Source organism: Wenxinia saemankumensis, assembly GCF_900141735.1.
Lineage (GTDB): Bacteria > Pseudomonadota > Alphaproteobacteria > Rhodobacterales > Rhodobacteraceae > Wenxinia > Wenxinia saemankumensis.
The window spans coordinates 350,500-371,234 of sequence record NZ_FQYO01000002.1; the positions used below are offsets into that span (position 1 = coordinate 350,500).

The window sequence follows — 20,735 nt, forward strand, 5'->3', positions numbered from 1 at the left end:
AGTGTGAGCGCGACTCGCGAATCTCAGGAGACGATGCATGCCGACCGACCAGAGCCCGAGGATCGAGGACGAGATCGCCGAGGCCCGCGCAGCGCAGGTGCCGACCCGCCGCGCCGTCTCGCCGGGGATGGAGGCGCGGCTCTACACCGCGCATCCGGTGCTCGATCACGGCTTCGTCCGGGTGGTCGACTACATGGGCGACGATTCCGCCATCTGCCAGGCGGCGCGGGTCAGCTACGGCAAGGGGACGAAGTCGGTGTCTAACGATACCGGGCTGATCCGCTACCTGATGCGGCACTGGCATTCGACGCCGTTCGAGATGTGCGAGGTGAAGCTGCACGTGAAGCTTCCGGTCTTCGTCGCGCGGCAATGGATCCGGCATCGCACCGCCAACGTGAACGAGTATTCCGCGCGGTATTCGATCCTCGACCGGGAGTTCTATATTCCCCGCGGGGAAGATCTGGCCGCGCAATCGGTGGTGAACAACCAGGGCCGGGGAGAGACCCTGACGGGGGCGGAGGCGCAGCGCGTGCTGGACTGGCTGCGCGAGGATTCGGACCGCGCCTACGATCATTACGAGGCGATGATCAGCCAGGACGGGCAACAGGGGCTGGCGCGGGAACTCGCGCGGATGAACCTGCCGGCGAACATCTACACGCAATGGTACTGGAAGGTGGACCTGCACAACCTGTTCCACTTCCTCCGCCTGCGGGCGGATGCCCACGCGCAATACGAGATCCGGGTCTATGCCGAGATCCTGTGCGAGATCGTCAGGGACTGGGTCCCCGCCGCCTATTCCGCCTTCGAGGATTACCGCCTGGGCGGGGCGCAGTTGAGCGCGAAGGGGGTGGAGGTCCTGAAGCGGCGGCTTGCGGGCGAAGAGGTTTCGGAGGAGAGTTCGGGGATGTCGAAGGGTGAATGGCGGGAGTTTGTGGGGGTTTGGGGATGAATGGACGGGTTGTAATTAGGTCGCTCAAATCCATCGTGAAGCTAAGTTACGACTTGCCGGGGCCAGGCGTCTGGCTACTCACCGGAGCGAATGGTTCGGGAAAAACAAGTTTGCTGGCGGCTCTTCGAAGAATTGGCTATCAGAATGCATTTCCCTTGCACTACCCATCGTCCAAGCGTGACGAAGGTCTAGATACACATTCTTCTGCCTCTGTCGAATACATCTTTGGTGATCGAAGTGTTCGATACGAATACACCGGGGTTCGATGGGAGCCTCGGCCAAAAACTAACAAAAGTGTGCTGCAAGACTTTCCGTTCGCTGCTGTTCTATATATTGGTGCGAATGCCGACCGAATCACCCCAAAACCAGAGGACTTCTCCGCAAACCGGGCCAAGGTGGTCAAAAAATATATCGTCGACGGAGCAAATTATATCTTCGGCACCGAGAAATTTTCAAATTTGCGACAGGTCAACGTAACACGGGGCGTCAACCCAGCTTTTGTTCTCAAAATGGGCGCAAAGTCGGAATATTACTCCGAGAGAAACTTTAGCTTAGGTGAGCTATGCGTTCTTAAGATGCTCCGGACTTTGGAGGCGTGCAAGGCAAGATCGCTAATTTTAATCGATGAATTAGAGATGGCGCTCCATCCCCAAGCGCAAATCGCCTTATATAAGTTTTTAACGAAAGAGGCAAAATCTCGCTCCCATACTGTCATCTTCTCCACCCACTCTGCAAGCCTTATCAAGCACGCATCGAGAGATCAGATTGTATATCTCCGGAAGCTAGATGGGGTAATAGAGCCAATTTTGAAGCCTTATCGGTCCGAGGTGCTCGGCAGCTTGGCTGGGTTTGAGGAACAGATACCTGACGCGCTTTACTACTGCGAAGATGAATACGCGGAGTCGATCTTGACAGCAATGATGCCGCTTGTTGCGAAAAATAAATTTGGCAAAGATGCGATCAACTTTTTTAGAGCGAAAGTGGTTCCGGTGGGTGGCTATGACGCTGTCGTGCGCTTTCTCGATCGACATCCGACTTTTTCTTCTGAAAAGTACCCTGTATATGCTGTCTTGGACGGTGACGTCAGGGATGAAACGCTGGTCAAGTGGAGGGAAAAAGATGATTTTGCCAATTTGGATCGATACAAGAAACATGAGGGCAATATCAAATATCTGCCATTTACACCGGAGGTTGGAGTATGCTCTCTCCTAGGCGGAAAAATATTTCTTTCTGAAATGCGGCGAAGGCTCAATGATCCACAACTTTATTGGGAGGCAAGTCTGCCTTCAGATTACAGCGAGCTTACGGGAAAGCCTAAGCGGGACGCTGCAAAAAAATTCTGCGAATGTCTGGAACTCGAACTTGCCGAAAGATTTAATCGGACGCGCGGGGAGATCAGGCGCATCATCTCGGAATCGTTCGTTCTTCAATACTCTGAGAATAACTCCGGCGAATTGTTAGGCGTTCTCGGCGCAACATTGGTTAAATAAGTCGTATTGAGCGAGCCGTAGGGTGTGTGCTCGTCACGCACCGCCCCACTCATCCCGCGCCACCTCCAGCTCCCATGTCTTCTGCAGGTTCATCCAGAATTCCGGCGTCGTCCCCAGCGCCGCGGCGAGCCGCAGGGCCGTGTCCCCGGTGATCCCGCGCCGGCCGCGGACGATCTCGGTCACGCGGTTGGGGGGCACGTCGAGGCGGCGGGCGAGGGCGGTGGCGCTGAGGTTCATGGGTTCCAGGAATTCCTCGGCCAGAACTTCGCCCGGGTGGACCGGGGCAAGACTGTGGAAATGTTCGTCGGTCATCGGACATCCCGGAATGGTTCGAGCGGAACCCTCGTCGGAATTCCTTGCGGAAACAACAAGGGCGGCCCCCACCCCGAAGCCGCCCGTCGATCCGTCCCGGCCATCCCGCCGGCTCAGAGAGGCTTCAGATCCCCCGCCATCTGGCGGCCGTCGCGGCTTTCGATCAGTTCGTATTCGATCTTCTGGTCCTCGTTCAGGCCCGTCAGCCCGGCCTGCTCCACGGCGGAGATGTGAACGAAGATGTCCTTGCCGCCGCTATCGGGGGCGATGAATCCGTAGCCCTTCGTCGAGTTGAACCATTTCACGGTGCCCGTGGCCATGGGCGTCTCCCTGTCGCTGGCGGCCGGGGCGTCGCGGGTCGGGGTTGCCCCCTTCGGCCGTCTGATCTAGCGCGATCCCTTGCCAGCCCTAACGCGGAACCGCCCGGAGGGTTTCATGCGGATCTTCGTCCTGTCCACCTGCGACACCTGCCGCAAGGCGCTGAAGGAGCTGCGCGCGGCCGGACACGCGCCCGAGGTGATCGACATCCGCAAGGACGGGATCGGGCCGGGGGATCTGGCGGCGATGCTGGACGCGTTCGGGGACAGGGCCGTCAACCGCGCCTCGGCCACCTGGCGCGGCCTGGACGAAGGGCAACGGGCCCGCCCGGCGGCCGAGCTGATCGCCGGGAGTCCCACTCTGCTGAAGCGCCCGGTGATCGAGCGGGACGGGGCCTGGCTGCAGGGGTGGAGCGCGGCGACGAGGGCCGCGCTCCTCTGAGTCAGCGCAGGTCGGGGGCCGTCGCCTCGGCCGCGAGATCGGGGACGAGGGCGTCCAGCGCGACCGTCGAGGTCTGCTTCTCGCCCAGACGGCGGAGCGAGACGGTCCGCCCCTCCACCTCGCGCGCGCCGCAGGCGAGGATCACCGGCACCTTGCCGAGCGAATGCTCGCGGACCTTGTAGTTGATCTTCTCGTTGCGGGTGTCGGCCTCGGCCCGGACGCCCGCCTTGCGGAGCGCGGCGACCACCTCGTGCACGTACTCGTCCGCCTCGGACACGATGGAGGCGACGACGACCTGCCTCGGCGCGAGCCAGAAGGGCAGCTTGCCGGCATGTTCCTCGATCAGGATGCCGATGAACCGCTCGAAGCTGCCGAGCGTGGCGCGGTGCAGCATGAAGGGCCGGTGCTTGGCCCCGTCGGGGCCGACATATTCCGCGTCCAGCCGCTCGGGCAGGTTGGGGTCGACCTGGAAGGTGCCGCATTGCCAGACCCGGCCGATCGCGTCGGTCAGGTAGAAGTCGAGCTTCGGCCCGTAGAAGGCGCCGTCGCCGGGTTCGAGCGTGTAGGTGCGGCCCGTCTTGCGGATCGCCTGTTCCAGCGCGTTCTCGACGTAGTCCCAGCTCTCCTCGGTGCCGACGCGCTTCTCGGGGCGGGTGGCGAACTTGATCTCGAAGGTGGGGAAGCCGAGTTCGGCGTAGATGTCGGCGAGGAACTCGATGAAGCGGGCGCATTCCGCCTCGATCTGGTCCTCGGTGCAGAAGATGTGCGCGTCGTCCTGGGTGAAGCCGCGCACCCGCATGATCCCGTGCAGCGCGCCCGAGGGTTCGTAGCGGGTGCAGGAGCCGAACTCGGCGAGCCGCAGCGGCAGGTCGCGGTAGGATTTCAGGCCCTGGTTGTAGACCTGCACGTGGCAGGGGCAGTTCATCGGCTTGAGCGCATTGACCCGCGTCGCGGCCTTGTCGCGGACGGCGGCATCGTCGTCCTCGCCGTCGCGGCTCTCGTCCACCTCCACGATGAACATGTGGTGCTGGTACTTGTCCCAGTGGCCCGACGCCTCCCACAGCTTGCGGTCCACCACCTGGGGCGTGTTGATCTCGCGGTAGCCCCCGGCGCGCTGCTTGCGGCGCATGTAGTCCTGCAGCGTGGTGTAGATGGTCCAGCCGTTCGGGTGCCAGAAGACCTGTCCCGGCGCCTCCTCCTGCATGTGGAAGAGGTCCATCTCGCGGCCGAGCCGGCGGTGGTCGCGCTTGGCCGCCTCCTCCAGCATGTGCAGATGCGCCTTGAGGTCGTCGCGGTTGCGGAAGGCGACGCCGTAGATGCGCTGGAGCATCTGGCGCCTGGAATCCCCGCGCCAGTAGGCGCCGGCCACGTTCATCAGCTTGAAGGCGTCGGCGGGGACCTGGCCCGTGTTCTGCAGGTGCGGGCCGCGGCAGAGATCCTGCCAGTCCCCGTGCCAGTACATGCGGATCGGCTGGCCGTCGTCGGGGATCGCCTCGACCAGCTCGACCTTGTAGTTTTCCCCGGTCTTCTCGTAATGCGCGATGGCGTCGGCGCGGGACCAGACCTCGGTGCGGACCGGCTCGCGGGCGGCGATGATCTCCTTCATCTTCGCCTCGATGGCGCCCAGATCCTCTGGCGTGAAGGGCTCGGCCCGGTCGAAATCGTAGTACCAGCCATGCTCGATGACGGGGCCGATCGTGACCTTCACGTCGGGCCAGATCTCCTGCACGGCGCGGGCCATGATATGGGCGAGGTCGTGTCGGATGAGTTCGAGCGCGGGGGCGTCGTCCTTCATCGTGTTGATCGTCACCTCGGCATCGGCCTCGATGGGCCAGGCGAGGTCGAAATGGCGGCCGTTCACCTGGGCGCTGATCGCGCGCTTGGCGAGGGAGGGCGCGATGCTCTCGGCCACCTCGGCGGCGGTGGTGCCGGCGGGGTAGCTGCGCGCGCTGCCATCGGGGAATGTCAGGGAAATCTGGGAGTCGTCGAGGCTCATGGCCTGTCTCCTCGTCGGTTCGGCGCCCACGGAACGCCCGGCTGCGGGTTATGTCGTGGGCGCCTAGATGGCGGGGAGGGGGAGGGGCGTCAAGCCGGCGCGGTCACGCCCCCTGTTGCTCCCATAGGTAGCTGCCGCCGAAATTGGCGGCCTGGCCGGATTCCAGGTAGGTCTTGAGCCCCGCGAGCGAGCGGGTCCAGCCGTCGGCGGTGCCGCCCTCGGGGTCGTTGTTCAGGTCCCAGTGCTCGACCGTGAGCTTGCAGAAATCGCCCTCGGGCTCGATCAGGTAGACGACGCGGCTGGGGGTGGTCACGTCGTCCCATTTCGGCTCGAAGCTGGTGACGAGGCGGGTCTTGGGCACCACCTCCAGATCGCGGGCCTGCAGGGTCTCGGTCCCGTCGGGGGTGCGGTAGGTGACGGTGTCGCCGTCGCGCTGCGCGGTCTGGCCGAGGAAATCCCAGCGGGAATAGGCCTCGGCATCGACGAGCGCTTCCCACAGGGCGTCCTGCGAGCAGCGGATGTAGGTGGACATGACGAAGTCGGGTCGGGTCATCGGTGTGGTCCTTTCAAGACTGGTCTTCAGATGGGAGAGGGCACGGACGCGCGGCTTGAGGAGGGGTTCGATCCAGCGGTCGATCACCTCCTGAAGGGGCAGGGCGTTGAGGTAGTGATGCTTGAAGCGCCCGGCCCGGCGGGTGGTCACGAGATGGGCTTCCTCCAGTACCTTGAGATGCTTCATCACGCCGAACCGGCTCATATCGAGCTGCTCCTCCAGTTCGGTCAGCGTCTGCCCGTCCCGCGCCCGGAGCATGTCCAGAAGCGCCCGGCGGGCAGGGTCGTTGAGGGCCTTGAAGATCGCGTCCATCTTTCGCTCTTACGTGATTCTGTGGTCACGTGACAATAGGGTAACCTGTTGGGCCGCGCTTGGACCCCGGGGCCGCCCCCGGTATGGAGGGGCGATTGTCGACGCGGAGGGGACCATGACCGAGATGCTGACCACGCCGCAGGGCCGGACGCTTGCCCTGAACCGGGTGGAGGGGCAGGGGCCGGCGGTGATCTTCCTCGGCGGCTTCCGATCCGACATGGAGGGGACGAAGGCGCTGCATCTCGAAGGCTGGGCGCGGGAGAACGGCCGGGCCTTCGTCCGGTTCGACTATTCGGGCCACGGGGCGAGCGGGGGCGCCTTCGAGGACGGATCCATCGGCGACTGGCGCGACGACGCGGCGGCGGTGCTGGATACGGTGCCGGGGCCGAAGATCCTTGTCGGCTCGTCGATGGGGGGCTGGATCTCGCTCCTGCTGGCGCGGGACAGGGGGGATGTGGCGGGCCTCGTCACCATCGCCGCGGCGCCTGACTTTACCGAGGACGGCTACTGGGCGGGCTTCGACGAGGCCGCGCGGGCGCAGCTGGCGGAGACGGGCGTGGTCCACGTCCCGTCCGAATACGGCGAGCCCTACCCGATCACGCGGCGGCTCATCGAGGAGGGGCGCGCGGTGCTGGTGCTGCGCACGCCCCTGTCCCTGCCGATGCCGGTGCGCTTCCTGCAGGGGACGGCGGATGTGGACGTGCCGGAGGCCTGGGCGCATCGGCTGCTGGCCCATGCGGAGGGGGACGATCTGCGCCTCACGCTCGTGAAGGGCGCGGATCACCGCTTCTCCGACCCGGACTGCCTGGCGCTGATCGTCGCCTCTCTCGAGGAGGTGCTGGGCCGGCTCGCGGCCTGATCGTCGGCCGGAGATCGCCGCCGCGCTTGACCCCGGCGCGCCGGCGGGCCACCCCATGGGGCATCGCCGCCCCGAGGGAACGCCCATGTCCGCCCCGTTCAACGAACCCCTCGTCCTGCTGCCCGGCCTGCTGACCGATGCCCGCCTGTTCCGGCCGCAGATCGACGCGCTCTCGACCCGGGGCACGATCGCGGTCGCGGGCTACGGGCTGGGAGAGCGGGTGGAGGAGATCGCCTCGAGCCTGCTGTCGATGATCCCGGCCCGGACGGCGCTGGTCGGGGCGGGCTTCGGCGGGGCCGTCGCGCTGGAACTGATCCGCCGCGCGCCCGAGCGGGTGACGCGGATCGCGCTGATCTCCACCCATCCGCTGGCGCCGACCCCGGCCGAGGCGGCGGAGGCGGAGACGCGGATCGTCGCGGCCAAGGCGGGCCGGTTCGAGGACGTGATCGCCAAGGAACTGCCGGAGGGCGCGCTGGGCGAGGGGCCCAACAGCGACGAGGCCCGCGCGGCCTATCTCGAGATGGCCCGCGCGGTCGGCCCGGCGGGCTACCTGCGCCGGACCCGGGCCGCGATGCGGCGCAAGGACCAGCAGGCGACGATCCGGCGGATCCACCAGCGGGCGCTGGTGATCTGCGGCGAGGCGGACCCGCTGACGCCGGTCAAGCGGCACAGCTTCATGGCCGAGATGATCCCGACCGGCACCCTGCGCGTCATCGAGGGGGCCGGCCACCTTCCGTCGCTGGAGGCGCCGGAGGCCGTGACCGAGGCGCTGGCCGAATGGATGGGGCAGCCGCTGGTCCTGCGCTAGGGCAGGGGAGCGGCGCCCGGCGCCCGGGCGCGCAGACCGGGACCGGGGCCGTTCGGGTCGCCCCCTCAGACCGGCATCGCGGCGCCGGCGGGACCGTCGCCCTCGGCCTCGCCCGAGGCGGAGCGGACGAGCCGGGGCTTGCGCTTGCCGCCATCGGGCGAATGCCGGTCGATGAACTTCAGCACCAGCGGGCGGATGTTGTTCCGCCACGACCGGCCGGCGAAGATGCCGTAATGGCCCGCGCCGCCCTCGAGATGCTGGGACTTCTTGGCCTGCGGCAGGCCCGTCAGCAGGTCGAGCGCGGCGAGGCATTGCCCGGGGGCCGAGATGTCGTCGTTCTCGCCCTCGACCACCATCACCGCGACGTTGTCGATCCGGCCGATATCGACCGGCTTGCCCTCGACCGTGAAGGCGTTGCGCGCGATCTCGCGGCCCTTGAACACCCTTTCGACGGTCGAGAGGTAGAACTCGGCCGTCATGTCCATCACGGCGAGGTATTCGTCGTAGAAGGCGTTGTGCTTGTCGTGGTCCGACGCCTCGCCCTTGGCCACGCGGAAGATCTGGTCCAGGAAGGCCTGGGCATGGGTGCCGAGGTTCATGTTGATGAACGAGGCAAGCTGCAGCAGCCCCGGGTAGACCGGGCGGCCGACGCCGCGATACTTGAAGCCGACGCGCTGGATGGCCGACGCCTCGAGCTGGCCCATCGTGACAGAGCGGCCGAAATCGGTGACCTCGGTATGGTTCGCCTCGGGGTCGATCGGGCCGCCGATCAGCGTCAGAGACCGGGGCTGCGCGGCCGGATCCTCCTCCGCCAGGTAGGCGGTCGCGGCGAGGGCCAGCGGCGCGGGCTGGCAGACGGCGATGACATGCGTGTCGGGGCCGAGATGGCGCAGGAAATCGACGAGATAGAGCGTGTAGTCCTCGACGTCGAACTTGCCGGCGCTGACCGGAATGTCGCGGGCGTTCTTCCAGTCGGTGACGAAGACCTCGCAATCGGGCAGCAGCGAGATCACCGTCTTGCGCACCAGCGTGGCGTAGTGCCCCGACATCGGCGCGACGAGCAGGACGCGGCGGGCACGGGGGGCGCGGTTGGGCACCTTGAAGTGGATGAGATTGCCGAAGGCGCGCTCGACCACGGTCATGATGCGGACCGTGTGGTCGGTGCCGTCCTCGACCGTGACGGTGGGAATGTTCCAGTCCGGCTTGGCCACCATCCGTTCGAAACTGCGCTCCGTCACCTCGCCCCAGGCCTTGAGCCATTCCATGCCCGGATTGGCCATCGCGGCGGCGGCGGGGTAGGACGCCATGGCCCGCGCGGTGGCGCCGAGCCATTGGTTCGTGTTCCGCACGCTTTCCATGAAGTCGTAGGTGAACATATAATTCATTGCGGGGGCCTTCCGGATGGGGGCGCTCTGTTCCGCGCCAGACGGCGATCCCCCGCGAGGAGGCGGGCGATGCTGCAGGTGCGAAAGGAAACCTAGGGGGGAGGCCCGCCCGTGGCAACTGACGAAACGTCTGGTCCCGTGGACCCGAAACGATCCGTCGCCAGGATGGAACAGAACCTCGCCCGGGTGGAGGAGCTGACGCAGCGCCTGCTCGCCGCGATGGCGGGCAAGCGGCAGGTGCGCCCGTCGCTTCAGGGGCCGGGGCAGCAGCTCTACCTCAAGGCGGCGCAGGCCTGGTGGCAGGACATGGCCCGGAACCCGGCCAAGCTGATCGAGCAGCAGGTGGAGTTCTGGGGCGAGAGCGTGAAGCATTACGCCGAGGCCAGCCAGGAGCTGATGAAGGGCCGGTTCCACGCCCCTCCGGAGGAGGAGGCGGGGCCCGGGCCGCGCGACAAGCGCTTTGCCAACCCGCTCTGGGACAGCCATCCCTGGTTCAACTACGTCAAGCAGCAATACCTCGCCAATGCCCGCGCCATCGAGACGGCGGTGGCCGAGACCGAGGGGCTCGACGCGGGCGAACGCAAGCGGCTGACCTATTTCTCGCGCCAGATCGTGGACATGATGGCGCCGACGAACTTCCTGGCCACCAATCCCGACGCGCTGGAAAAGGCGGTCGAGACCGAGGGGCAGAGCCTGATCGACGGGCTTGAGAACCTGATCGCCGATCTCGAGGCCAACGATGGCGAGCTGGTGGTGAACCTCGCCGACAAGTCGGCCTTCGAGGTGGGCCGCAACATCGCCACGACCCCGGGCGAAGTCGTGTTCCGCAACCGCCTGTTCGAGCTGATCCAGTATGCCCCCGCGACCGAGCAGGTCCACCAGACGCCGATCGTCCTCTTCCCGCCCTGGATCAACAAGTTCTACATTCTCGACCTCAAGCCGCAGAACAGCTTCATCCGATGGGTGGTCGAGCAGGGCTACACGCTCTTCGTCGTGAGCTGGGTCGATCCCGACGCGGAATATGCGCGGACCTCTATGACCGACTACGTCGAGGAGGGCTACCTGGAGGCGATCGCGCAGGTGAAGTCGATCTGCGGCGTCAAGAAGGTGAACGCCATCGGCTACTGCATCGCCGGCACCACGCTGGCGCTTACGCTGGCGGTGATGAAGGCCCGGGGCGACGCGTCGGTGAAGTCGGCGACCTTCTTCACCACGCTGACGGACTTCTCCGACCAGGGGGAGGTGGGGGTCTTCCTCGACGACGACTTCGTGGACGGGATCGAGGCCGAGGTCGCCGAGAACGGCTATCTCGACAAGTTCTACATGGCGCGGACCTTCTCGTTCCTGCGCTCGAACGACCTGATCTACCAGCCCGCGATCCGCTCCTACATGATGGGCGAGGCGCCCCCCGCCTTCGACCTGCTCTACTGGAACGGCGACGGCACCAACCTGCCTGCGACAATGGCCGTCGAATACCTGCGCGGCCTATGCCAGCAGGACCGCTTCGCGAACGGGACGGGGTTCGAGGTGGCGGGCGAGACGGTGCATCTGAAGGACGTCACGGTCCCGGTCTGCGGCATCGCCTGCGAGACGGACCACATCGCCGCCTGGCGCAGCTCGTATCGCGGGATCGGGCGGATGGGCTCGCGCGACAAGACGTTCCTGCTTTCGGGTTCGGGCCATATCGCGGGGATCGTGAACCCTCCGGCCAAGCGGAAATACGGGTGGCGCAGCCATGACGACCTGAGCCTGCCGCCCGACGAATGGTACGCGGCCGCCACGCCGCAGGAGGGATCCTGGTGGCCCCGCTGGGAGGAATGGCTCGCCCCCCGGTCGGGCAGGATGGTGCCCGCGCGCGATCCCGGCGACCCCGCGCATCCGCCGCTGGCCCCCGCCCCCGGACGCTACGTGAAGGGGCGCGCGGCCTGACCCACGCGCAGCCGGTGACGCCAAGTCATTGATCGGTCTGCCGGATCGCGGTCGGCCGGGCAAGCCATCGGCCCGCCTGCCGAAACTCTTATGCTGCGGCGCAGAAAAATCCTTGCAATGCTGCAGTGCAGCACCTAACTTGGCGTCACGAACGACAGGGTGGCGGCGCAACGGCCCCACCCACCCGCACCGACCAGAAAGGAGAGCCGTCATGGCCGCCAAGACCCAGGACTACACCGCGATGATGAAGGACATGATGGGCGCCTTCCCCGTGGACCAGAAAGCCATGGAATCGATGTTCAAGTCGCAGACCGCCTTCGCCGAGAAGATGTCGGCCGTGGCGATCGACGCCGCCCAGCAATCGACCGACCTGTCCGCCCGGTGGACCCAGGACACCCTGACCAAGATGTCCGCGATCACCCAGGCCCGGACCGAGCCGGCCGACTATGCCAAGGCGATGACCGACTTCGCGACCGCCTCGGCCGAGAGCGCCGCCGAGCACATGGCCGCCTTCGCCGACATCGCCAAGAAGGTGCAGACCGAGACGCTCGAGCTGATGATGGCGATGGGCAAGGACATGTCCACCGACATGCAGGACGTCGCCCGCAAGGCCACCAGCGACATGACCTCGGCCGCCAAGAAGGCCTCGGCCAAGTAAGATCGCGGTCCCGGCCCGCCCCCGCACGGGCGAACCGGGACCCGACAGATCCCGGGGCGTCTCCCTCTCCGGGATCGCCCCTCGAAGGGCGGGCCGCCGGTCCGCCCTTTCTTTGCGCGGGCCTTTCTTTTTGCAGGGGGCCGTCCTACGCTTTCTGCCGGTGCACAATCGGGAGGCGTAACGATGTCGGACCAAGGCAAGCCGCTGCTGATCAAGCGCTACGCGAGCCGTCGTCTCTACAACACGGAGACGAGCGATTACGTCACGCTCGAGGACATCGCCAGCTTCATTCGCGCGGGACGCGATGTGCAGATCGTCGACCTGAAATCTGGCGACGACCTGACCCGGCAATACCTGCTCCAGATCATCGCCGAGCACGAGAGCCGGGGCGAGAGCGTCCTGCCGCTCGAGGTGCTGAACGATCTCGTCCGGTCCTATACCAGCCAGGCCTCGACCATCGTGCCGCAATTCCTCGCCATGTCCTTCGACATGCTGCGCGACGGGCAATCGCGCATGATGGAGAACATGGGCCGGGCCAACCCGATGGCCGCGATGCCGGGCTTCGACGCGATGCGCGCCCAGCAGGAGGCCTTCTTCAAGGCGATGACCGGCGGCCGGATGGGCACGTCCGTCCCGATGCCCGAGGCGGAGGAGGCGGAGCCGCGCCCCGCCGGCAAGTCGGGGCGGGACGACGACCTGGAGGCGATGAAGCGGCAGCTCGCCGAGATGCAGGACCGCCTGTCGAAGATGGGCAAATAGGCCCGGCGCCGCCCCCTCCCGAGCCCCGTCCCGGACCCCGTCCCGCCACCGGGGCCGCGGCCCCGCCTGTTCCGCGATGATCTGGCTCTTCGTCTTCTTCTGCCTGCTGCCGCTCGTCGCGGTGCTGCTTCGGCTGCGCCGGGCGCTGCGCCGGGGCCGAACCGTGGCGCTGATCCTGATGGGGCTGGGCGGGGCGGCGGGCAGCGCGGGTTGGCGCGCCGCCGCGCCCGCCGATCCCGCGCCGATCCCGATGGTGGTCGCCGCGGACGGGCTCAATGTCCGCGCCTGTCCCGCCCTCGACTGCGCCGCGCTGGGCCGCCTGCCCGCCGGCCGGACCGTCGCCGTGGCCGAATTGTCGGGCCTGTGGGGCCGGATCGCCTGCCCGCCGGCGGATTGCGACGCGGGCGCGGGGGAGGGTTGGGTGCATACCGGCTATCTCGCGCCCCCCTGAGGGGCCGCGCGCATCAGATCCCCAGCCGGTCGCGCAGCGCGAACCAGGTCATCGCCAGCGTCAGCAGAGGCGCGCGCAGACGTGCGCCGCCCGGGAAACGCGGCACCGGCAGCTGCGAGAGCACGTCGAAGCGCCCCGCCTGGCCGATCACCGCCTCGGCCATGGCCCGGCCCGACAGGCCCGCCAGCGAGACGCCGTGGCCCGAGAAGCCCGCCCCCGACAGCACGTTCGGCGCCACCCGGGCGAGGTGGGGCAGGCGGGTGACGGTGATCCCCAGCGTGCCGCCCCAGACGCTCTCGACCTCGACATCCGCCATCTGCGGAAAGAGAGCGCGCATCCGGGCGACCAGGGCCGGGGCGATCTCCTTCGGGTAGCCGATCGAATAGCTCTCGCGCCCGCCGAAGAGGAAACGGCGGTCCTCGGTGAAGCGGTAGTAGTTCACGACGAACTTGCTGTCGGCCACGGCGATGTCCTCGGCCAGCACGTCGCGCCAGCGCTCGCCCATCGGCTCGGTCGCGCCGATGAAGGAGTTGATCGGCATGACGCGGGCCGCGACCTTCGGCTCGATCCCCGGAAGATAGCCGTTACCCGCGATGATGACGTGATCGGCCACGACCCGGCCCCGCGGGGTCGTCACCGTGGCGGGGTCGCCATGGACGATGCCGGTCGCCTCGGTCAACTCGTGGATGTCGGCGCCCGCCGTCTCGGCCGCGCGGGCGAGGGCGGCGCAGTAGCGCATCGGGTGCAGGTGGCCCGCGCCGCGGTCGATCTGGCCCGCGACGTAGGACTCCGTCTTCACCAGCGACCGGATCCCGTCCCGGTCGAGCATCTCGATCCGGTCGTAGCCGTAGCGGTCGTTCAGGAAGTCGGCCTCGGCCTTCGCCGCCTCGACCTCGGCCGCGTCGTATTCGCCGTGGGCGATGCCGGGGCGGAACAGCGTCTCAGGCGCGTGGCTGGCGCAGAAGTTCCGCAGGCTGGCCTTGCCGTCCTCCGACAGCTCCCACAGGGCGCGGGCGGTGTCCGCGCCGAGGCGCGTCTCCAGCCAGCTCTGCGGCTTGTTGAAGCCCGAATGGACCTGCCCGCCATTCCGGCCGGAGGCGCCGAAGCCGGCGCGGTGCGCCTCGACCACGACCACCTTCAGTCCCGCGCGGGCCGCGGTGAGCGCGGCCCAGAGGCCGGTATAGCCCGCACCGATCACGCACAGATCGGCGCGGATCCCGCCCTCCAGCCGCGGCCGGGGGCGATGGGGCAGGTCGGTCGTCCTGACATACCAGGACGGCGGGTACTGGCCGGGGGCGTCGTTTCGGTAGAGCGGCATGGCCCCCATTTGGCGCGGCGCGGCGACAAATGCCAGTCCCCCGCATCGTGATCGCTGCGTGCGCCCGCGGTGCGGCGTCGCGCGGGGGGAACGCGGGCAAGCGCCGGGGACTTGTCTCCCTGTCGCGGGCGGCCGCGGCCCGATTTCCCAGAAAAGGTCCCCTCCATGACCGACGAGAAGAGAACCGTCCCCCCGACGACGACCGATGCCGGCATCCGCGCGCCCAGCGACGAACATTCGCTGACCGTCGGGTCCGACGGACCGATCGTGCTGCACGATCACTACCTGCTGGAGCAGATGGCCAACTTCAACCGCGAGCGGATCCCCGAGCGGCAGCCCCACGCCAAGGGCGGCGGCGCCTTCGGTCGCTACGAGACGACGCAGGACGTGTCGCGCTACACCAGGGCCGGCATCTTCCAGAAGGGGGCGAGCGCCGAGATCGCGGCCCGCTTCTCGACCGTGGCGGGCGAGCGCGGCAGCCCCGACACCTGGCGCGACCCGCGCGGCTTCTCGGTGAAGATGTACACCGACGAGGGCAATTTCGACATGGTCGGCAACAACACGCCCGTCTTCTTCATCCGCGATCCGATGAAGTTCCAGCACTTCATCCGCAGCCAGAAGCGTCGCGCCGACAACGACCTGCGCGATCACGACATGCAGTGGGACTTCTGGACGCTCAGCCCCGAGAGTGCGCACCAGGTCACCTACCTGATGGGGGACCGGGGCATCCCGAAGAGCTGGCGCGACATGCAGGGCTATTCCTCGCACACCTATTCGCTCGTGAATGCGGAGGGCGAGAGGTTCTGGGTCAAGTTCCACTGGCTGAACGACCAGGGCGACGGCAATTCCTATCTCAGCCAGGACGAGGCCGACAAGCTGGCCGGCTCGGACGGGGACTACCACCGGCGCGACCTGTTCGACGCGATCGGGGCCGGTGATTTCCCGTCCTGGACGCTCTACTGGCAGATCATGCCCTACGAGGAGGCGAAGACCTACCGGATCAACCCGTTCGACCTGACGAAAGTCTGGCCGCGCGGGGATTATCCGCTGATCGAGGTCGGCCGGATGACCCTGGACAGGAACCCGACCGACTTCCACGCCCAGATCGAGCAGCTCGCCTTCGAGCCGAACAACATGGTGCCCGGGGTCGGCCTCTCGCCCGACAAGATGCTGCTGGCGCGCGGCTTCTCCTATGCCGATGCCCATCGGCACCGGCTGGGGGTGAACTACAAGCAGATCCCCGTGAACGCCGCGAAATCCCCCGTCCATTCCTATTCCAAGGACGGCGCGATGCGGGTGACGCCCGTGGCCGACCCGGTCTACGCGCCCAATTCCTACGGCGGGCCGGCGGCCCAGCCCGGTCCCGGCCCCGAAGCGGGCAGGTGGGAGGCGGATGGCGACATGGTGCGCCAGGCCTATCGCCTGCGCGAGGACGACGACGACTGGAGCCAGGCCAACGCCCTGATCAACAAGGTGATGGACGCGGCGCAGCGCGAGCGCCTGGTCGGCAACGTCGCCGGCCACCTGGCCGACGGGGTGAGCGAGAAGGTGCTGCTGCGGGCCTTCGACTACTGGAAGAAGATCGACGCCGCGATCGGAGAGAAGATCGAGGCGAAGGTGCGCGAGATGCTGGGCGGGACGTCGGATGCGCCGGGCCTCGCCAGCGCGCAGAGCGTGTCCGGCAAGCTCGCCGCCGAGTAGGGCGGGTGGATCGAGGAGGAGAGGCGGTCCGTCGGGTCCGCCCCTTTCTCTGGGGCATACGGGACGGAGAGGGCGGAGGGGGGCTGCCCGCCCCCCGCGCTTCGCGCCCCCCCCGGGGAGTATTTCGGGCAAGATAAGAGCCGGGCCGGGCCCCCCGGCATCGTTGCGCCCCGCGCCGGGCCGGATGGCGGCGGCCCAGTGGGGGAGAGGGCGGAACGGGACCCGCGCCGTCAGACGTTCAGCAGCAGGTGCTCACGCTCCCAGGGGGAGATGACCTGCAGGAACTCGTTGTATTCCGTGCGCTTCACCACCGAGTAGACGCGCGCGAAATCGGGGCCGAGCACCTCGTGCATGGCGGCGTTCGCGTCGAAGAGGTCGAGCGCGGCATAGAGGCCCTGCGGGATCTCGTCCTCGGCCTCGTAGGCGTCGCCCCTGAAGCGCTTGTCGGGCCAGATCTCGTTCTTCAGCCCCAGATAGCCGCAGGCCAGCGAGGCCGCGATGCAGAGGTAGGGGTTGCAGTCCATCCCGGCGAGGCGGTTCTCGATCCGCCGCGCCTCGGGCGGGGCGACGGGGACGCGCAGCCCCGTCGTGCGGTTGTCGCGCCCCCATTCGAGATTGATTGGCGCGGCATGGTCGCGGACGTAGCGCCGGTAGGAGTTCACGTAGGGCGCGATCACCGCGATGACGCTGGGCAGATGCTCCTGCAGGCCGCCGATGAAGTGGAAGAAGGCGTCGGTCTCGCCCCCGGCCGGGCCGGTGAAGAGGTTGCGCCCGGTCTTGTCCGTGACCGAGTGGTGGACATGCATCGCGCTGCCCGGCTCGCCCTCGATCGGCTTGGCCATGAAGGTGGCGAAGCAGTCGTGCTTGAGCGCCGCCTCGCGGATCAGGCGCTTGAAGAAGAAGATCTCGTCGGCGAGCTTGATCGGATCGCCGTGGCGCATGTTGATCTCGAGCTGGCCGGCGCCGCCCTCCTGCGCGATGCCGTCGATCTCGAACCCCGCGATCTCGCTCCATTCGTAGATGTCGTCGATGACGGGGCCGTATTCGTCCACCGCCGTCATCGAATAGGCCTGCCGCGCCGCGGCGGGGCGGCCGGTGCGGCCGGTCATCGGGGCCACGGGCTTGGCCGGGTCGACGTTCCGGCCGACGAGATAGAACTCCATCTCGGGCGCGACGACCGGTTCCCACCCCTCGGCACGGTAGAGATCGACCACGCGGCGCAGCACGTTGCGGGGCGCGCAGCCGATGGGCCGGCCCTTCTGGTCGAAGGCGTCGTGGATCACCTGGAGCGTGCCGTCCACCGCCCAGGGAGCGGCGGCGGCGGTCGAGAGATCGGGCTTGAGCACCATGTCGGGTTCGGTGAAGCCGTCCTCGGCCGCCTCCGACCAGTCGCCGGTGATCGTTTGGAAGAAGATCGAGTTCGGCAGGTGGAAGCTGGTCTGCTTCTCCCATTTCGCGGCCGGCACCGCCTTGCCCCGGGCGATGCCGGGCAGGTCGGCGAGGACGCATTCGACCTCGTCGAGGCGCTTCACCTCCAGGTAGGCGCGGGCTGCGTCGGGAATGTGGTCGATCCAGCTCATGCCGCGTCCTCCGCCAGCCCCAGCTTGCCGGAGCGCAGGAACCGTCCGATCATCTGCGCGAGCCGGGCATTGTCGACCGGCCGGTCCAGCCCTTCCCGCGCCTTCTCCAGAAGCGCGTCCGGCACGGTGCCGGGTCCGCGATGCTCGATGAGGAATTCCGTCGCCTCGCGGCCGAATTCGGGATGGGCCTGCACGGTGAAGATGCCGCCCTCGTAGAGCAGCGCGGCATGCGCGCAGAAGGTGGAGGAGGCGAGGACGCTGGCCCCTTCGGGCAGCCGCGTCACCTGGTCCTGGTGCCAGGCGTTGAGCACCGTCGTCTCGCCGCCCCAATCGTATTCGGTCCGTCCGACCGACCAGCCGCCCCCGAACTTCTCGACCGTGCCGCCGAGGGCCTGGGCGATGATCTGGTGGCCGAAGCAGATGCCGACCAGCGGCTTGCGGCTGTCGCGGATCGCCCGGATCAGATCCTCCAGCGGGGGGATGAAGGGGTGGTCCTCGTAGGCGCCGTGGCGCGATCCGGTGACGAGCCAGCCCTCGGCCTCGTCCGGGCCGTGGGGGAACTGCATGTCGACCACGTTCCAGGTCGTGAAGGTGAAGCCCTGCCCGGCGAGCAGCCGTTCGAACAGGGCATCGTATCCACGTCCCTCCGGGGCCATCCCGTCGGGGGCGTGGCCGGTCTGCAGGATGCCGATATGCATGGAGCCTCGCGTGTTGGGCGGGGCCGAGCCTAGGGCCGGGCGCGGGGCGCGGCAAGGGGGCGGCGCGGCGGCTGGGAGGGGCGGGCGCGGTGCGGCGGGGCGGATTGCCTGCGGCCGGCCGCCATGCCCCCCCCCGTGCCGCGACGGGGCGCCCTCGTCTCGGGCCGGGCGGGCGGGGGAGCTGCGGGCCCGGCCCTGTCGGGCCCGCCCGGGTCGTCCGTCAGTCGGGCACGTAGCGTTCCGTCAGCTCCCACCCCGTCTCGCTGGCGAAGAGGGTCAGGATCGCGCGGTCGATCGGGGCCCGCAGCCCGGAGCCGGGGGGCAGGGCGATGGTGATCATCTGGGGATCGAGCGTCGTCTTCTGCACCCGCAGGTCGAGCGTGCCGAGCCCGTCCACCAGGGCCGCGACCTGCGGGGCGGGGCCGGCCGCCGCGTCGGTCTCGTCCGCCTGCGCCGCCTCCAGCGCCGCCTGCAGATCCGGATAGGCGCGGGTCTCGATCCCCTCGGTCCCGAGGAAGGCGGCGGCGGTCGACCCTTCGACCACGGCGACGCTGCGGCCGCGCAGGTCCTCGGGCAGGTCGATCCCCCGCTCGGTCCCCGCGAGGGTCACCACGGCGGCGGTCAGGGCGGCGCTGACGGCGAGGCCCATCAGCATCCAGAGCATCGCCACCGCCCGGCCGAGGAAGGTGGCGGGCGCCTTGTCGCCGTAGCCGATCGTGGTGAGCGTGACGCCGGCCCACCAGAACCCGTCGCCGAGGCCGCGCAGCGGGGAGCGGGCGAACATCTCGTGATTGCTGCGCCGTTCGATCGCCCAGACGATGGCGCCGACGATCAGCAGCAGGACCGAGAGGCCCGCGACGAGCCGCAGGAACTGCCACGAGAGGAACCCGGAGAGAACGCCGAGGATGCGGTTCTCGCGCTCGCCCGCCACGGCCAGGGTCGCGGTGTAGAGCGGCAGGGTGAACTCGGCACGCTCGAGCCCCGCGGCCGTCGCCTGGACCGGCAGGACGAGGTCGGCCGTGCCGTCCCCGAGCGCGGCCAGCGGGTCCGCGGGATCGACGGCGACGAAATCGAAATCCCACCCGTTCGTCTCGGCCACGATGCGCCACATGTCGGCGGCGAGGCCGAGCCACGCGCCCCCCGCCCGTTCCATCGCGAAGGGCTCCGCCGCCTGGATGCCGACGCGCAGCACCGCGCGGGCGTCCGGAGCCGCGGCGGAGGATTCTGCGGGAGCCTGGGCCCGGGCCCCGACGGCGGGCGCGAGCATCGCGAGCGCGAGAAGGGCGAGGGCGGCGAGATGGCGCATGGGGGGCTCCCGGATCCTGTTCCCGGGCCCAACGCGGGGGGCGGGGAGGGGTTGCGCGGAAACCGGCCTAGCGGACGATCTGCGGCAGGAAGCGGGGCCGGGCGGGGCGCCGCGCGGCCGGCAGATGGCGGTTCAGGCTGCGGTTCACGGCGCCGAAGATCGCGACGATGACCAGCGTCAGGGCGATGAAGTAGAGCGCCAGGATCGGGTAGGGGACGAATGGGTTGAAGGTCTGGTCCGCGAAGTAGCTCGCGTAGTAAAGCGCGTCGCCCTTCTGGCCCGCCGCCGGGAACCCGCTGAGGAAGACCAGCGTGGTGGCGTGGAAGAGGAAGATCGCCTCGTTCGTGTAGGCCGGCCAGGCCAGGCGCAGCATGGTCGGCCAGACGATGCGGCGGAACCGGGGCCAGCCGGTCAGCCCGTAGGCCTCGGCCGCCTCGACCTCGCCCCGCGGCACCGAGCGGAGCGCGCCGTGGAAGATCTCGGCCGAGTAGCCGGCGGTGTTGAGGAACAGCACCAGGGCCGCGCCGACCGGGGCGGAGGTCAGCGGATCGAGCGCGGGAACCGACTGCTTGAGCGAGAGGAAGAAGAAGTAGGCGAAGAAGAACTGGATGAAGAGCGGCGAGCCGCGGAAGACGAAGACGAACCACTCGGACGGCTTGCGCAGCCAGGGGGACCGCGCCGCCTTGCCAAGGGCCACGAGCGTGGCCAGGGCGAAGCCGGCGACGAGGGCGACCGCGCCGAAATAGACGTTCCAGATCATGCCGGAACCGATCAGCACGACCTGCTGGCAGAGCGTGAAGTCGCTGCGCGGCAGCAGCCGCTCGCCGTAGCCCAGGCTGCGGAAGGCGTAGTCCGCGACGATCTCCCAGCAGCTCATCGACCCGCGCCCCGTGGCCGGCCGCCGGGGGCGCT

At 68.1% G+C, this 20,735-nt stretch carries 20 protein-coding genes; 10 read left to right on the top strand and 10 right to left on the bottom strand.

Going from position 1 to position 20,735, the window contains the following annotated elements; translation table 11 throughout:
• Window positions 1-37 precede the first annotated feature (37 nt).
• Together thyX and BUE30_RS05535 are read left to right on the top strand one after the other, a co-directional pair.
• Entirely contained in the window at window positions 38-949 is a 912-nt protein-coding gene (thyX, locus tag BUE30_RS05530) for an FAD-dependent thymidylate synthase (protein ID WP_083601158.1), read from the top strand.
• Between the two features lie 35 nt (window positions 950-984).
• The gene (locus tag BUE30_RS05535) at window positions 985-2,439 is read left to right on the top strand and encodes an AAA family ATPase (RefSeq protein ID WP_170865614.1); all 1,455 of its coding nucleotides are present in this window, start codon (window positions 985-987) and stop codon (window positions 2,437-2,439) included.
• A 33-nt stretch (window positions 2,440-2,472) separates the two neighbouring features.
• Here BUE30_RS05535 and BUE30_RS05540 read toward each other — a convergent pair whose 3' ends face one another.
• Entirely contained in the window at window positions 2,473-2,751 is a 279-nt protein-coding gene (locus BUE30_RS05540) for a HigA family addiction module antitoxin (RefSeq protein ID WP_073326856.1), read from the bottom strand.
• Between the two features lie 113 nt (window positions 2,752-2,864).
• A complete protein-coding gene (locus BUE30_RS05545) occupies window positions 2,865-3,071 on the bottom strand; it encodes a cold-shock protein (protein ID WP_073326857.1) in 207 nt (68 codons plus the stop codon).
• Window positions 3,072-3,186: 115 nt separating this feature from the next.
• Between BUE30_RS05545 and BUE30_RS05550 the strand changes: the two genes are divergently transcribed.
• Entirely contained in the window at window positions 3,187-3,510 is a 324-nt protein-coding gene (locus BUE30_RS05550) for an arsenate reductase family protein (protein WP_073326858.1), read from the top strand.
• Between the two features lies 1 nt (window position 3,511).
• On the opposite strand, the gene thrS is transcribed toward BUE30_RS05550, so the two are convergent.
• Entirely contained in the window at window positions 3,512-5,506 is a 1,995-nt protein-coding gene (gene thrS / locus BUE30_RS05555) for a threonine--tRNA ligase (protein ID WP_073326859.1), read from the bottom strand.
• 103 nt (window positions 5,507-5,609) lie between these two features.
• The gene (locus BUE30_RS05560) at window positions 5,610-6,371 is read right to left on the bottom strand and encodes an ArsR/SmtB family transcription factor (RefSeq protein ID WP_073326860.1); all 762 of its coding nucleotides are present in this window, start codon (window positions 6,369-6,371) and stop codon (window positions 5,610-5,612) included.
• A 115-nt stretch (window positions 6,372-6,486) separates the two neighbouring features.
• Between BUE30_RS05560 and BUE30_RS05565 the strand changes: the two genes are divergently transcribed.
• Together BUE30_RS05565 and BUE30_RS05570 are read left to right on the top strand one after the other, a co-directional pair.
• Window positions 6,487-7,230 (top strand): alpha/beta hydrolase, encoded by a 744-nt coding sequence (locus tag BUE30_RS05565; protein WP_073326861.1) that lies wholly within the window; start codon window positions 6,487-6,489, stop codon window positions 7,228-7,230.
• Window positions 7,231-7,315: 85 nt separating this feature from the next.
• Window positions 7,316-8,038, top strand: a complete 723-nt coding sequence (locus tag BUE30_RS05570) for an alpha/beta fold hydrolase (RefSeq protein ID WP_073326862.1) — start codon at window positions 7,316-7,318, stop codon at window positions 8,036-8,038.
• Window positions 8,039-8,103: 65 nt separating this feature from the next.
• On the opposite strand, the gene phaZ is transcribed toward BUE30_RS05570, so the two are convergent.
• A complete protein-coding gene (gene phaZ / locus BUE30_RS05575) occupies window positions 8,104-9,423 on the bottom strand; it encodes a polyhydroxyalkanoate depolymerase (protein ID WP_073326863.1) in 1,320 nt (439 codons plus the stop codon).
• Between the two features lie 165 nt (window positions 9,424-9,588).
• Here phaZ and BUE30_RS05580 point away from each other — a divergent pair, with 165 nt between their 5' ends.
• The 4 genes from BUE30_RS05580 (at window position 9,589) to BUE30_RS05595 (ending at window position 13,220) form a co-directional block, all read left to right on the top strand.
• Window positions 9,589-11,352, top strand: a complete 1,764-nt coding sequence (locus tag BUE30_RS05580) for a PHA/PHB synthase family protein (protein ID WP_139300489.1) — start codon at window positions 9,589-9,591, stop codon at window positions 11,350-11,352.
• Between the two features lie 211 nt (window positions 11,353-11,563).
• Window positions 11,564-12,010, top strand: a complete 447-nt coding sequence (locus BUE30_RS05585; RefSeq protein WP_073326865.1) for a phasin family protein — start codon at window positions 11,564-11,566, stop codon at window positions 12,008-12,010.
• 183 nt (window positions 12,011-12,193) lie between these two features.
• Window positions 12,194-12,769: a polyhydroxyalkanoate synthesis repressor PhaR gene (phaR, locus tag BUE30_RS05590; protein WP_073326866.1), complete on the top strand. Its 576-nt coding sequence runs from the start codon at window positions 12,194-12,196 to the stop codon at window positions 12,767-12,769.
• Between the two features lie 76 nt (window positions 12,770-12,845).
• Window positions 12,846-13,220, top strand: coding sequence for an SH3 domain-containing protein (locus tag BUE30_RS05595; RefSeq protein ID WP_073326867.1), 375 nt, complete (start codon window positions 12,846-12,848; stop codon window positions 13,218-13,220).
• A 13-nt stretch (window positions 13,221-13,233) separates the two neighbouring features.
• On the opposite strand, the gene BUE30_RS05600 is transcribed toward BUE30_RS05595, so the two are convergent.
• Window positions 13,234-14,538, bottom strand: a complete 1,305-nt coding sequence (locus tag BUE30_RS05600; RefSeq protein WP_073327705.1) for an NAD(P)/FAD-dependent oxidoreductase — start codon at window positions 14,536-14,538, stop codon at window positions 13,234-13,236.
• 165 nt (window positions 14,539-14,703) lie between these two features.
• Here BUE30_RS05600 and BUE30_RS05605 point away from each other — a divergent pair, with 165 nt between their 5' ends.
• A complete protein-coding gene (locus BUE30_RS05605) occupies window positions 14,704-16,239 on the top strand; it encodes a catalase (protein ID WP_073326868.1) in 1,536 nt (511 codons plus the stop codon).
• 230 nt (window positions 16,240-16,469) lie between these two features.
• Here the strand turns inward: BUE30_RS05605 and BUE30_RS05610 are convergent, their stop codons facing one another.
• The 4 genes from BUE30_RS05610 to BUE30_RS05625 all read right to left on the bottom strand — a co-directional run bounded on the left by BUE30_RS05610 (window position 16,470) and on the right by BUE30_RS05625 (window position 20,700).
• Window positions 16,470-17,819: a glutamine synthetase family protein gene (locus tag BUE30_RS05610; RefSeq protein WP_073326869.1), complete on the bottom strand. Its 1,350-nt coding sequence runs from the start codon at window positions 17,817-17,819 to the stop codon at window positions 16,470-16,472.
• Window positions 17,816-18,517, bottom strand: a complete 702-nt coding sequence (locus tag BUE30_RS05615) for a type 1 glutamine amidotransferase (protein WP_073326870.1) — start codon at window positions 18,515-18,517, stop codon at window positions 17,816-17,818. The genes BUE30_RS05610 and BUE30_RS05615 overlap by 4 nt, the downstream gene beginning before the upstream one ends.
• Window positions 18,518-18,737: 220 nt before the next feature.
• Complete coding sequence (locus tag BUE30_RS05620; protein ID WP_073326871.1) at window positions 18,738-19,823, bottom strand: ion channel; 1,086 nt, start codon at window positions 19,821-19,823, stop codon at window positions 18,738-18,740.
• A 67-nt stretch (window positions 19,824-19,890) separates the two neighbouring features.
• Window positions 19,891-20,700, bottom strand: coding sequence for an ABC transporter permease (locus BUE30_RS05625; RefSeq protein WP_073326872.1), 810 nt, complete (start codon window positions 20,698-20,700; stop codon window positions 19,891-19,893).
• Between the last annotated feature and the right edge of the window lie 35 nt (window positions 20,701-20,735).